Origin of the sequence: Phycobacter sedimenti (genome assembly GCF_038148855.1) — a bacterium.
GTDB lineage: Bacteria > Pseudomonadota > Alphaproteobacteria > Rhodobacterales > Rhodobacteraceae > Phycobacter > Phycobacter sedimenti.
The window spans coordinates 1-12961 of record NZ_JBBVGR010000017.1 but is presented as its reverse complement, the minus strand read 5'-3'; the positions used below and the strand labels follow the sequence as shown (position 1 = coordinate 12961).

Sequence of the window (12961 nt, the reverse complement as noted above, 5' to 3'; positions counted from 1 at the left end):
GTAAGGCTAAGGCTTGGTTGCAACATCCGACTTGATCGCGATCAATTTGGTTGTTGGGCCCAGCTTCTCGCTTTGCCTTGCCATCGACTTGTGCGGCAAGGCTTTCAGGTAACTCAGCAGCTATCGCGGTTTCCGGTGTTTCAACCCCGGCGCGGCGATGGAAAATATGGGCTCAAAGCAGCCATCTGCCACGACCCTCACTTCAACTGACTGTCCTTCGATCCGCGCCGGTTGATGCCGCCGCGCTGCGCGCGCATCCCGTCGCGTTCTTCCTGGCAGTCGATGCACAGTTTCACACCGGGGCGGGCCAGACGGCGTTTTTCGGGGATCTCTTCGTCGCAGTCTGCGCAATGGGTCAGGCTGTCGCCCACGGGCTGTTTCTGCGCCTTCATCCGCGCAAGTTCATCGCTGATCGACGCGTCGATCTGCTCACTCACCGCGCCGTCGCGTGCCCATCCGCCTGCCATGCTCTGCCCTCCTGCTCTCCTCTAGGGTGCCGGGAAGCCTAGGCCGCGGGGAAGCGCATCGCAAGACCGGCGGCTGCCCCTACGTTTTCCTTGCGCCATCCCTTGGCAACAGTAGCCTGCCTCCAGTTTCATATACGTGATTTCAGGGAGGATAATGTCATGGGTGGATTTCTGAAATGGGTGGGCCGACTGGCAATCCTGCTGGTCCTTGTGGTGATCGGCGCGCTGATCTTTGTGCCCGGATACATCGAGCGTGGCCGCAATGTGGTTGCCGAGCATGACCCTTACCCCGTCAGCGCCGAGGCCGCAGCCCTGCACGACACCCTGCTGATCGGAGACCTTCACGCCGATCCCCTTTTGTGGAAACGCGACCTGACGAAACGCAGCGATCGGGGACAGGTGGACATCCCGCGCCTGATCGAGGGCAATGTCGCCCTGCAGGTGTTTACCGCCGTCACCAAATCTCCCGCCGGTCAGAACTATGAGCACAACGAGACCGATGCGATGGACAATATCACCCTCCTCGCGATCGCCCAGATGTGGCCGGTCCGCACCTGGGGCTCGCTGTTCGAACGCGCGGTCTATCAGGCGGAAAAGCTGCACGGGTTCGAGGCGCGCTCGAACGGGCAGCTGCGCATCGTCAAATCCGAGGCCGATCTGGACGCGCTTATTGAGCGCAAACTGTCAGGCGAAGCCGTGGTGGGCGGCATCCTTGGCATCGAAGGCGCGCATCCCCTCGAAGGGGATCTCGGCAACCTGCAACGGCTGCAGGACGCAGGCTATCGGCTGGTGGGGCTTCAGCACTTCTTCGACAACGAACTGGGCGGCTCTCTGCATGGCGCGGGCAACGCAGGTCTGACCGAGTTTGGACGCCGCGTTGTGCAGGCCGTGGTGGACCGGGGCCTGATCCTGGACGTGGCGCATTCCAGCCCGCAGGTGGCGCGCGACGTGCTGGCGATGACAGATATTCCACTGGTCGTCTCCCACGGCGGCATCCACAAGGGCTGCCCGGTCAAACGCAACTTCGAGGATGATCTGATGCGCGCCATCGCCGCGAACGGCGGGGTGATCGGCATCGGCTACTGGAAAGACGCGATCTGCGATGACAGCCCCGCAGGCGTCGCCGCCGCGGTGAAGGTCGGGATCGAGGTGGTCGGAGAGGATCACGTGGCACTCGGCTCCGACTTTGACGGCTCGGTGGAAACCACATTCGACACCTCGGAACTTTCGGCCCTGACCCAGGCCATGCTGGAGGCGGGCCTCACGCCTGCACAGATCCGCAAAGTCGCCGGTGAGAACATGCTTCGCGTCATCCGCGCACGGCTGAACTGACCCCGGACTGTCGTGCACTGCCCATGAAACACTGCAGCGCCGCCCCAATGGGCGGCGCTCTTTGTTTGGTCCACAGGCGCACAATCAAACCCGATTAAACAAGTCAACTATTTGAATTCAAACATTTTATTGACCTCCACCTCGGAAACGCCTATTCAGAAGTCAGGATCTGCAGCAAGCCAGAATCAGAGGCAGCACGCAGCCAGCTACTCCAGCAAGGACGCCGCACCGGCTCCCAGCCAGACAGCCAGCACCGCCAGCCCCCCGAATTCCAGCCAGCCAGACAATTTCAGAGCCACCTGATCCAAGCCAGCCCTTCGCCAGCAAATGATCAGAGGGCTCCGAGGGGTCTTTCAGAAAGCCAGCCGCCCTGCCAGCTCTGAGCCTTCTCTATGCCTCCGTAAAAGCATGATCAGCTCGGAAGCGTACTTGCTCTCCCGCATCCTGATGCCCCTCATAGTCAGGCTTTCGACCGTCACGCGAGGGGCCATCCGACCTGGATACACGGCCTGGGGCAGCACCAATGAAAGGGGCCGCCCCGATGGACAGCCCCTTTCATCAACTATCCATGCGCCGCCGCACCCTCAGGCGCTGGCGAGCATGCCCTTGGCAGAGGCCAGTTCACGCATCTTGTTCTGCAGCTTTTCAAAGGCGCGCACCTCGATCTGACGAATACGTTCGCGGCTGACGTCATACTGCGTGCTCAGCTCTTCCAGCGTCACCGGTTTATCCGCCAGACGACGCTGGGTCAGGATGTCCTTTTCACGGTCGTTCAGAACGTCCAGGGCCTGCGCCAGCAGCTCGCGCCGCGCTTCCAGCTCGTCACGCGCCTCGTAATCGCCGGCCTGGTCGGCATCCTCGTCTTCCAGCCAGTCCTGCCACTGCATGGTGCCTTCACCTTCGCTGCCGACCGTGGCATTGAGCGAGGCATCACCGCCGGACATGCGCCGGTTCATCGAGATCACCTCGTCCTCGGTCACGCCCAGATCGGTCGCGATCCTCTTGACGTTGTCGGGGTGCAGGTCGCCCTCTTCCAAGGCACCGATCTTGGCCTTGGCCTTGCGCAGGTTGAAGAACAGTTTCTTCTGGCCCGAGGTGGTGCCCAGTTTCACAAGACTCCAGGAGCGCAGGATGTATTCCTGAATGGACGCGCGGATCCACCACATCGCGTAGGTCGCGAGGCGAAAGCCCTTTTCGGGATCAAAGCGTTTGACCGCCTGCATCAGGCCAACGTTGGCCTCGGAGATCACCTCGGCCTGAGGCAGCCCGTAGCCGCGATAGCCCATGGCGATCTTGGCCGCCAGGCGCAGGTGAGAGGTGACCATCTTATGCGCCGCTTCCGTGTCCTGTTCTTCCACCCAGCGTTTGGCCAGCATGTATTCCTCTTCCGGCTCCAGAAGCGGGAACTTCCGGATTTCCTGCATGTAGCGGTTGAGGCCACCTTCCGGAGTCGGTGCAGGCAGGTTCGCATAATTCGCCATTCGGTCTGTCCCTCCCAATGTTTAAGGACTTAACATTAGCGTCGTTGTGGACAGGATATGGGAAGTGGTGTCTCCCGTTTCAAGTCCTTCCAATACCCTTACGTTATTCTAACCTGCCTGAGGCAGTCTGTAACCTTGATCACAGGGGGCATCACAGAAATGCGATCTGTCAGCTCTGCCGGGTCCGCAGCGCGTCCAGCAGATCCAGCATGTCCTGCGGCAAAGGCGCCTCGAACCGCATCTCTTCGCCGCTGACCGGGTGAGTGAAGCCCAGAACCGCCGCATGCAGCGCCTGACGCGGAAAGGCCTGCACGGCTGCGATCGCTGTCTCGCTCAGCGCCTTGAGCGGCAGCTTGCGCTTGCCGCCATAGGTGGGATCGCCAATCAGCCCATGGCCTGCATGGGCCATATGAACGCGAATCTGGTGGGTGCGCCCTGTCTCAAGCCAGCATTCGATCAGCGCGGCCACCGGAGGGGTGCCAAAGGGTTCGACGATGCGCGCGCGGGTGATTGCATGACGCCCCCCATGAAACAGCACCGCCTGACGCTGCCGATCGGTCTTGTGGCGAGCCAGCTGAGTTGTCAGCTTCAGGATGTTGCCCGGCTCGAAACTGGCGCCCTTCACCCCGCGCAGGCGCGGATCATTGGCATCCGGCACCCCGTAGCAAACCGCGCGATAATAGCGCTCGACCGTGTGCCGTTCGAACTGCGCCGCAAGCCCTTGATGGGCGACGTCGGACTTGGCCACAACCAACAGGCCCGACGTTTCCTTGTCGATGCGGTGTACGATACCGGGCCGTTTCACCCCGCCCACGCCCGACAGGTTCTCTCCGCAGTGATGCATCAGCGCATTGACCAGCGTCCCCGAAGGCGTGCCCGGCGCCGGGTGCACCACCATGCCCGCCGGTTTGTTGATGACGATCAGATCGTCATCCTCGTAGATCACCTCAAGCGGAATATCCTCGGGGCCGATATGGCTGTCGCTGGCCTCTTCGACCGTGACGGTGATCACCGCCCCCGCCTCAACCCTTGCCTTGGGGTCGCGGGCGACCACGCCATCCACCGTCAGGGAGCCATCCTCTATCAGCCGCGCCAGACGGGTACGCGACAGGGTCGCCTCCTCTGGCACATCACGCGAAACCGCTTTATCAAGGCGTTTAGGCGGGTTCTCCGCGATGACGAATTCTATCCGGCGGCGCTCCATGACAGATCCTTCCCAGCCCGAATTGCAAGAAGAGCCACCGCAGCTGAAGTTCCTGCGCCGACTGGTGACCACGCTGACCGCGGTCATGATTGGCGGGCTTGTAGTGGTAATCACCCTGCTTGTCATCCGTCTGTCTGATGACGGCCCCAGCTTTCCAGGCCAGATCACCCTGCCCGAGGGAGTAACCGCCCAAGCGATCACCTTTGGCACCGGCTGGGTGGCGGTGGTAACCGCGGATCAGCGCATCCTGATTCTGGACCCCGAGACCAGCGCCATTCGGCAGGAAATCGATCTGAAACCGGCGCAATAGAACGCCTTCTCATCCCGCTTAACCGCAGACAGCGCCTCAGGCGTAACGTCACAATGCTGCGCATATGCAATTCGTGTCAGGGGAAGATGGTACCGCCTCCCTGGCTTGAACAGGGGACCTCTGGATCCACAATCCAGCGCTCTAACCAACTGAGCTAAGGCGGCACTGGGGGGCGATTTAGCCTGTCCGATACCCGAGCGCAAGGGGGTTAAAGCACAGTTTTCCAGCTTTGTTCGATCAAATCCTGTCCGAAGGAATGCACGGGCTTGTTGTCTGCCAGTTCCCAGCCAAAAGCCGCATAAAGGGCGCAGGCCGCTTCGTGGCTTTCATGGGTCCAGAGGGTCATGTCGGTGTAGCCCGCATCGCGCGCGAACTGCATACAGGTCTGCAGCAGGCGCTTGCCCAGCCCCTTCCCGCGCGCTTCAGGGGTCAAGAGGAACAGGCGCAGCTTGGCGGTGGTATCCGTGAGGCGTACACAAAAGATCGAGCCAAGCCGCTGCCCGTCCTCCTCGGCGATCCAGCCACGCTCACAGGCCGGATCATGCGAGGCACAGAACGCCTGCAAAATCTCGGCCACCAGCGGGCCAAAGGTCTCATCGAACCCTTCGTCCTGCGCATAGAGGGTCTGGTGGCGTTCCACCAGCCAATCGCTGTCGGAGGGTTCGAATCGGCGCAGGATCACATCGGTCATGGCCCAGCACAGCACAACGCAGGCTTGCCTTTCAACAGGCAGCGGGCTAGCAGGGTTCCCCAGACAGGATTGGCGTCAAAAGACCGCACGAAGGAGGCTGCGATGGGTATCAACAGCGAGCGCGACATCGAGGCAAACATGCAGATCGGCCCGACCGACCAGGGCATGGTGCGCATCTATATAGAGGCCGATGGCGTGGAAATCCCGATGGATTTCGAACCCGAAGAGGCCGAGGAGATCGCCGACGAGATTCGCGCCGCCGCCCAGGCCGCCCGCAGCATCAGCGACTAAGCGCGACTGCACGGTGTCCGCCGTGCCCGTCTTTTTCCAACAAGCCCAAGGCCGCCAGGGGCGCCCGGCCGTGCCGGGGGCCGCGCGGGCGCGGGAGTGCCCCCGCGCTAGTCTTCGCCCTCTTCAGATCCGGCCAGAATACCCTCCTGACCAAAGCGCGGATCGCGCAAGGACTGCAGCCGCCGCGCCGCATCCATGGCCAGCTTATGTGTCATCTTCTTGCGCCGGGCTGCGGCCAGCTTCGCTTCCGGCCCCATGCGGACAATCTCACCATAGTAGGCATCCGCAATGATCAGCCCGGTTTCATCGGGCAGGATCTCCACCGGAAACTCGGTATCCACCGCCCAGAAATAGCGATCACACCATTCCAGGTATCCCTGCCATTTGCTGTCAGACTGGAAATCGGCGCGGCTGGATTTGCACTCGATGACCCAGATCTCTCCCTTCGGTCCCAGCGCCATCAGATCGACGCGCAGGCCCCGCGTAGGCACGAATTCCTCGACCGAGACAAACCCCAGCGAGCGCAGATACCGCGCCACGCCGCGGGCAAGCCTTTGCCCTGCCTGAAACCCTGCCAAGTCGTGATCGTCTGCCATGGCACCAGATGTGAACAATTCAGGAACAAAATGCAAGAGCAGCGCGGCCGCAAAAACTCTAGGCACTTGCCCCTTGCCCAGACCTGCGCCGCACACTACCTAGAACAGCGGCGGGTTCTGCCCTTCTTGTGACAGGTAGCATTCCAGTGGCCTTAAGCAATTCCGAGGGAGCTGGCTCTGTTCGGACCCTGGTCCGTTTACCTGGCGCCCACCTGTACATACAGGTCCTCGGGAATCAAAACCGCACGGTTGCCTGGTGGTCCCGCCACTTTTTCGACACTGTCAGTCGCCACGTTTGCGTCGCACGTCGCGCTCGGCGAACTAGTCTTTGCACTAGTCTTTCGGCAAACAATCCAAATACGGCGTGGCGAACACCTTGATGTACCCTTCGGGGCAGGAGAAGGTTTTGAACGCCTCCCGCTCGGCCTCCGCAATCTCTCGCTCCGCCTCAGAAGAAGGCTCTCCGCACCCCGCAAGCAGGGCCAGAGTGGCCATGAATAGAACTCTGTTTGCCATGAAGCTCACTCCAATAGCTTGACGTGCCATGCGGACCATCTTCAAGCACTCCTCACTTTGGCAGTCCGCTGGTCCGCCTGTGGTGTATCCGGCTTATCTTGCGCAAGATCGCCCTTCCCCAGAAGAAGTACAGGACGCAAAGGATAGCCCAGACCCATTCTGCCAGACCGTCGACTCCAGCAAACGAAATCAAGAAAAATATCAGCGGCAATACGGCGACAAACGCGATCAACAGAAATATGTTCCCAAGATATGTTTCAGGGAGGCACACCCTCATCCTGTCATTGTCCTCCGACCCGTGCTCTCACTGAACATCCACATTTCAAGAGGCCACCACAACCCTTGGCGGAATATGCCCTCTCCCGCTCAAATGCAAAAAGGGCGCCGTTTCCGGGAATGAAACAGCGCCCCTAGCTAACAGTTATCACGAGCAGGACAGCGTCAGCTATCCATCTTCAGCGCCGAGATGAAGGCCTCCTGCGGGATGTCGACCTTGCCGAACTGGCGCATCTTCTTCTTGCCCGCTTTCTGCTTGTCCAGAAGCTTGCGCTTCCGGGTGGCGTCGCCGCCATAGCATTTCGCGGTCACGTCCTTGCGCAGCGCCGACAGGGTTTCGCGCGCGATCACCTTGCCGCCGATGGCCGCCTGGATCGGGATCTTGAACATGTGGCGCGGGATCAGGTCCTTCAGCTTTTCGCACATGGCACGGCCGCGCATCTCGGCGCGGTCCCGGTGCACCATCATCGACAGCGCATCGACGGGTTCGTCATTCACCAGCACCGACATCTTCACGAGGTTGTCCTCGCGGTAGCCCGTCAGGTGATAGTCGAAGGAGGCATAGCCCTTGGTCACCGATTTCAACCGGTCGTAGAAGTCAAAGACCACCTCATTAAGCGGCAGATCATAGACCACCATGGCGCGCGAACCCGCATAGGTCAGATCCTCCTGAATGCCGCGGCGGTCCTGGCAGAGCTTCAGCACATCGCCGAGGTATTCATCCGGCACAAGGATCGTCGCTTTGATGCGCGGCTCTTCGATGTGGTCGACCTTCGACATGTCGGGCATGTCGGCGGGGTTGTGCAGGTCGATCTGCTCGCCGTCCTTCATATAGACGTGGTAGATCACCGACGGGGCCGTGGTGATCAGCTCGATATTGTATTCGCGTTCAATCCGGTCGCGGATCACCTCCAGGTGCAACAGCCCCAGGAAGCCGCAGCGGAAGCCAAAGCCGAGCGCCGCCGAGGTCTCCATTTCAAAGCTGAACGACGCATCATTGAGGGCCAGCTTGTCGATGGCATCGCGCAGGTCTTCGAATTCGGCGCTGTCCACCGGGAAGAGACCACAGAACACCACCGGCTGCGCCGGTTTGAAGCCCGGCAGCGCCACCTCACAGCCGTTCCGGTCATTGGTGATGGTGTCCCCCACGCGGGTGTCGCGCACCTGCTTGATCGAGGCGGTGAGGAAGCCGATCTCGCCCGGGCCGAGTTCGTCCACAACCTGCATGGCGGGGCGGAAGACGCCGATCCGGTCCACGTGGTGCAGGGTGCCGTTCGACATGAACTTGACCCGCATCCCTTTTTTCAGCACGCCATCCATGATGCGCACCAGAACGATCACGCCGAGGTAGGCGTCATACCAGCTGTCCACCAGCATCGCCTTGAGGGGCGCATCGCGGGTGCCTTCGGGCGCGGGCAGCAGCTTGACGATGGACTCGAGCGTTTCGTGGATACCCTGCCCTGTCTTGGCCGACACCTGAATGGCGTCGCTTGCATCGATGCCGATCACATCCTCGATCTGCTCGGCCACGCGGTCACAGTCGGAGGCTGGCAGGTCGATCTTGTTCAGCACCGGGACGATCTCGTGATCCGCCTCGATCGCCTGATAGACGTTCGCCAGCGTCTGCGCCTCGACCCCTTGGGTGCTGTCCACCACCAGAAGCGAGCCCTCAACCGCGCGCATGGAGCGGGAGACCTCATAGGCAAAGTCCACGTGGCCGGGGGTGTCGATGAGGTTGAGAACATAGGTCTCCCCATCGTCGGCGGTGTAGTCGATACGGACGGTGTTCGCCTTGATGGTGATCCCGCGCTCGCGCTCGATATCCATCGAGTCCAAAAGCTGCTCTTTCATATCGCGCGTCTCGACGGTGCCGGTCTCCTGGATGAGCCGGTCAGCGAGGGTGGATTTGCCATGGTCGATATGGGCGACGATGGAGAAATTGCGGATCTTTGAGAGCTCTGTCATGGTTTGGGGATATGGTTCGGATTTTGAGTTTGGTCAAGCGGGCGTATCGCGCCGAATGACGTTATTTTGAAGGGCATGAGTTGGGAGAGGCGCAATTGCCGCAGATTGAGACCGAAGAGCAATTGAAAGATTGGCTGGAAACGCAGGATTGGCAGGTCTGTACCGCCATCGCCGCCCGCGCGGCCCTGCGCAGCTTGCCCGCTATCATGGGTGCCAATAATCAAAACCGCGAGAGCGGCCCGCTGAAACGCTTGCTCTTGATGGCATTGCGCGCAACGCTGACATCTGCGGGTGCGGGCACATGTCCACCCGCAGATGTCAAACGAATGGTTTCCGCCGCCAACTACTCCTCCCGCTCCGCCAACTCTGCCCGCTCTGCGGCCCGCTCCGTAGCCGACACCACCCGCTACCCCGCCGAAGACTCCGCCGCCAAATCCGCCGTCCATGCTGCCTGGTCCGCCGCCGACTCTTCCACTTTCCCCGCCGCCGAAACTACCGGAGACACTGCCTTCGTGGCGGCCTTGTTCGCCACTAAATCCTCCGCCTTGTCCTCCGCCCGCTCCTCTGCCTTCTCAGCCGCGTTTCGTGATGGCAATTCGGGTAAAGGCACGGCAAATCCTCAGGCTCGTGCCGAACAGATGTTTCGGCACACGCTCTGGCACGACGGCCCCGGCATTGCGGCCTTTCAGGACATGTGGCAGGCGTTTCAGACCGCGTTTGCCGCCAATGGCCCGTGGTCCTTTTGGTGTGAGTGGTATCGCGGCATGTTGGCTGGGCAACCATTGGATTGGGAACTGCAACGCCGCGTCGCCCTGATCGCCGATGCCATCTGGGAGCAAGGTCCCGAAGCGGTCACGAAAGAGATCGAACGCATCAAGGCCGAGTTTGAGGCGCAGCGCCCGCAAGAGCCGCGCTTCCCCGCCTATGAACCCAATGACCTCCGCCCCCTGATCCAGAACCGCATCATTGCCACTGCCAGCCTGCAGGGGCTGGCCGTTCAGATCTCTGACGCGATTGGGCAGTACCACTCCGATACCGGCGTCAATGCCCTGCCAGAGGCGCTCTCCCCGCTGGAAGACATGCCCGCACTGATGAACGCCGTTGCGGATAGGCTTGGAGGTATTCAGCAGCCGGATGATGTCAGCTCTGAAACCGAGCAAGCCCTGCGCGAAGAGATCGGCAGGCTGAACGCCAAGGTGGCGGAGCTTGAAAGTAAGCTCTCAGCGTTGAACGCCGAGATCGAAAGCCTGTCCCGCTCCGAAAAGGGCAAGGTCTTCAGCCTTATTAGAAACACGGCCCTGCTCGGAGGGTTGGTCAGCGGCCTTTGGGCGATGTCTGGCGACGAGTTGGGCGCCCGTGCTCGTTATGAGAACATCATTGCATACACAAATGACATTCGAGCGTTGCTCATGAGGGAAGGCCTGCCCCAAACGCAGGTCGAAACCTCCCTCCGCCCGCGGATGCGACCTGACAAGAGCACGTAGTGGGACCTGATACGCACTTGCAACCAAGGGCCGCGCCTGACTGGGCGGGCGCATTTGCGCCTGCCGGGGGGCAGGCAGGCGCAGCCCGACCTTGCGTCCTGGCAACACCCTATCCGCAGGGCCTGCGGCAGATTCCCGCGCATTCTTCATCTGCGCTTAACCACGATTGAAAGCCCGCGCCGCCTGCGGCATAGTCTGGCGAAGCCGCCTGCCAGCGGCTCTTTTTCAGATCAGTGGACAGGACTTCTGCGATGCGTTTTGTGACCTCTTTTCTTTGCGCCGCTGCCTTTTGGACCATCAGCCTGCCCGCCGCCCAGGCTGGCGTGATCGAGCAGGCCTGCCGCAACTCCGAACGCGCCTATCAAAAGGCAGGCCTGTGCAGCTGCATCCAGGCCGTTGCGAACCAGCGCCTGACGCGCGCCGAACGAGTGACAGTCTCCAAATGGTTCGCTGATCCTCACCAGGCGCAAGTGGTCCGCCAATCCGACCGGCGCAGCGACGAACAGCTGTGGGAGCGCTACAAGGCCTTCGGTGAAACGGCTGCCCGTGCCTGCGGATAATCGCGCTCCCGGTTTGTGAAAACCGAAACGTGGCCGCGAATGGAAGATGTCGTTCAGGATGAATAATTTGGCATGGTTGCCACAATTGTTCCCCTTTGTCCCGATTTAACGGGAATGGGAAAAACTACTGCATTCGCCCCCTTGACCCAGCGGCATCCGCTCGCAGACAAAGGACAGGCATTTTTCGGAGCGAATTCATGTTGATGAAGGGCGTTACCCTGCGGGGCCTGGAGGTTTTTGAAGCCTTGGCCAGGACCGGATCCGTCGCGCAAACGGCTGAAATCACCGGGCTGAGCCAGCCCGCAGTCAGCCAGCAGCTGCGGAACCTGGAAAAGGCCCTGGCCGCTGATCTTATTGATCACAGCCGACGCCCCATGGTCTTGACCCCGGCCGGGCAAACCTTCCTGACCCGAACCGAGGCCGTTCTGTCCGAACTTCGGCTGGCCCAGAGCGAACTGACAGTCGTAGACCTCAGCCACCTGCCTGCCCTCACGATGGGGCTCATTGACGACTTTGACAATGATCTGACCCCCAGGCTGGTTTCAATTCTGGCCGACAGCCTGACCAAATGCCGGTTCAAGATGATCACGGCCCCAAGCCATGACATCATCCGGGCAATGGCCGCCAGAGAACTCCATATCGCCGTCGCGGCCAGCGTCGGTTCTTCGTCCGAGGGAACGATAGAGTTTCCTTTGGTCAAGGACCCGTTCATTATGGTCGCCCCAAAGGGGTTCATCCAGTCACATGCCTCCGGCTCATCACAGGTTGATATTGAACGGCTGCGCACGCTGCCCTTCCTGCGCTATGCGTCCGAACAACTGATTTCGCAGCAGATCCAGACCCACCTCGAGCAGCAAGCCGTCAGTTTCGAAAGCCGCTTTGAAATCGGATCGCACCTGGCACTTATGGCCATGGTGGCACGGCGCGTCGGCTGGACCATCACGACACCTCTGGGCCTGATGCGCGCAGCCCGCTTTCATGATCAGATCGAGGCCCACCCTCTGCCCTTTGGCCGCGCCTCCCGCACCATTTCGCTCTTCTCAAGCTCGGATTGGGCCGACAGCATTCCGCGTGACGTTTCCCAAACCATGCGGCATCTGATCCAGAATCAGACGATAGAACCGGCGCTGGCACGGTTTCCCTGGCTGACAGATGATTTTCACGTCTTGGGTCCGTAACCCGGATTCAGACCATGACAACCTCCTCCCCTGGCAAAGCGCTCACCCGGGATGGCCTGGATATCTGAGGATCGGAGTGTACGACGAAGCGGACCTGTAACGGCCTGCGCTCGCGGGAATTTCCAAGAACTCGGGATCGGACTGGATCGGAACTGTGTGCTGGGAGCAACGATCTTGGCTACACGCCTGCGGAACCGGATCCGAGGCCAGGGACGACAGCCGCAGGTCGATCGAATTCGGCAACCGGAAACGTCCCCGTTCCGCCCTGCCGCCCGGTCGTGCTCTCTTGACCGAGAAGAGCCGGGCCCCCAGTCGTAAGAGCAGAGTGTCGACTAAAAGCACGCTTCAAGACACGTGTCGGCCGCCCGGTTGTGCTGACCTGTCTCTTCAGAGGGCTTCTGGATGCGCTGACTTGATCCTCCCCCGCTGAAACGGGTCGCGCCTCTGGACAGGGAGTAGAAGCTCAGGTGCAAAAAGGGGGCTGGCTACAACGATTACGCCGTTTGTTTCCAGAGTGCTTCCCGCCATATTGCCCCAAACGCGGAAAGCGCCCTTTAGGGCGCTCTTACATTGATATGTTTTTGTGATTTTGGTTGCGGGAGTAGGATTT

The 12961-nt window shown here is 60.8% G+C and carries 13 protein-coding genes and 1 tRNA gene; 6 read left to right on the top strand and 8 right to left on the bottom strand.

Annotation, left to right across the window (positions count from 1 at the left end; all coding sequences use genetic code 11):
* Nucleotides 1-197 precede the first annotated feature (197 nt).
* Nucleotides 198-467, bottom strand: a complete 270-nt coding sequence (locus AADA15_RS19210) for a DksA/TraR family C4-type zinc finger protein (protein ID WP_341643179.1) — start codon at nt 465-467, stop codon at nt 198-200.
* A gap of 159 nt (nt 468-626) precedes the next feature.
* Between AADA15_RS19210 and AADA15_RS19205 the strand changes: the two genes are divergently transcribed.
* Complete coding sequence (locus tag AADA15_RS19205) at nt 627-1799, top strand: dipeptidase (protein ID WP_341643178.1); 1173 nt, start codon at nt 627-629, stop codon at nt 1797-1799.
* A gap of 584 nt (nt 1800-2383) precedes the next feature.
* On the opposite strand, the gene rpoH is transcribed toward AADA15_RS19205, so the two are convergent.
* Together rpoH and AADA15_RS19195 are read right to left on the bottom strand one after the other, a co-directional pair.
* Complete coding sequence (gene rpoH / locus AADA15_RS19200) at nt 2384-3280, bottom strand: RNA polymerase sigma factor RpoH (protein WP_341643177.1); 897 nt, start codon at nt 3278-3280, stop codon at nt 2384-2386.
* Between the two features lie 169 nt (nt 3281-3449).
* A complete protein-coding gene (locus AADA15_RS19195) occupies nt 3450-4484 on the bottom strand; it encodes an RluA family pseudouridine synthase (RefSeq protein ID WP_341643176.1) in 1035 nt (344 codons plus the stop codon).
* Here AADA15_RS19195 and AADA15_RS19190 point away from each other — a divergent pair.
* Entirely contained in the window at nt 4483-4794 is a 312-nt protein-coding gene (locus tag AADA15_RS19190) for a DUF6476 family protein (RefSeq protein WP_341643175.1), read from the top strand. The genes AADA15_RS19195 and AADA15_RS19190 overlap by 2 nt on opposite strands.
* Nucleotides 4795-4881: 87 nt before the next feature.
* Here AADA15_RS19190 and AADA15_RS19185 read toward each other — a convergent pair.
* Nucleotides 4882-4958: transfer RNA gene (locus AADA15_RS19185), tRNA-His, on the bottom strand.
* A 44-nt stretch (nt 4959-5002) separates the two neighbouring features.
* Nucleotides 5003-5485 carry a GNAT family N-acetyltransferase gene (locus AADA15_RS19180; protein WP_341643174.1) on the bottom strand — a complete coding sequence of 161 codons (483 nt, stop codon included), beginning with the start codon at nt 5483-5485 and terminating at the stop codon, nt 5003-5005.
* Between the two features lie 102 nt (nt 5486-5587).
* Here AADA15_RS19180 and AADA15_RS19175 point away from each other — a divergent pair, with 102 nt between their 5' ends.
* Nucleotides 5588-5776, top strand: coding sequence for a DUF6324 family protein (locus tag AADA15_RS19175; RefSeq protein WP_341643173.1), 189 nt, complete (start codon nt 5588-5590; stop codon nt 5774-5776).
* Between the two features lie 107 nt (nt 5777-5883).
* Here the strand turns inward: AADA15_RS19175 and AADA15_RS19170 are convergent, their stop codons facing one another.
* The 3 genes from AADA15_RS19170 to lepA all read right to left on the bottom strand — a co-directional run bounded on the left by AADA15_RS19170 (nt 5884) and on the right by lepA (nt 9129).
* Nucleotides 5884-6372: an MmcB family DNA repair protein gene (locus AADA15_RS19170; protein ID WP_341643180.1), complete on the bottom strand. Its 489-nt coding sequence runs from the start codon at nt 6370-6372 to the stop codon at nt 5884-5886.
* A gap of 333 nt (nt 6373-6705) precedes the next feature.
* Complete coding sequence (locus AADA15_RS19165; protein ID WP_341643172.1) at nt 6706-6918, bottom strand: hypothetical protein; 213 nt, start codon at nt 6916-6918, stop codon at nt 6706-6708.
* A 411-nt stretch (nt 6919-7329) separates the two neighbouring features.
* A complete protein-coding gene (gene lepA, locus AADA15_RS19160; protein ID WP_341643171.1) occupies nt 7330-9129 on the bottom strand; it encodes a translation elongation factor 4 in 1800 nt (599 codons plus the stop codon).
* A 95-nt stretch (nt 9130-9224) separates the two neighbouring features.
* Here lepA and AADA15_RS19155 point away from each other — a divergent pair, with 95 nt between their 5' ends.
* From AADA15_RS19155 to AADA15_RS19145, 3 genes are all read left to right on the top strand, one after another.
* Nucleotides 9225-10613, top strand: a complete 1389-nt coding sequence (locus AADA15_RS19155; RefSeq protein WP_341643170.1) for a coiled-coil domain-containing protein — start codon at nt 9225-9227, stop codon at nt 10611-10613.
* A 251-nt stretch (nt 10614-10864) separates the two neighbouring features.
* Nucleotides 10865-11173 carry a hypothetical protein gene (locus AADA15_RS19150; RefSeq protein WP_341643169.1) on the top strand — a complete coding sequence of 103 codons (309 nt, stop codon included), beginning with the start codon at nt 10865-10867 and terminating at the stop codon, nt 11171-11173.
* Nucleotides 11174-11370: 197 nt separating this feature from the next.
* Nucleotides 11371-12351, top strand: a complete 981-nt coding sequence (locus AADA15_RS19145; RefSeq protein WP_341643168.1) for a LysR family transcriptional regulator — start codon at nt 11371-11373, stop codon at nt 12349-12351.
* The last annotated feature ends 610 nt before the right edge of the window (nt 12352-12961 follow it).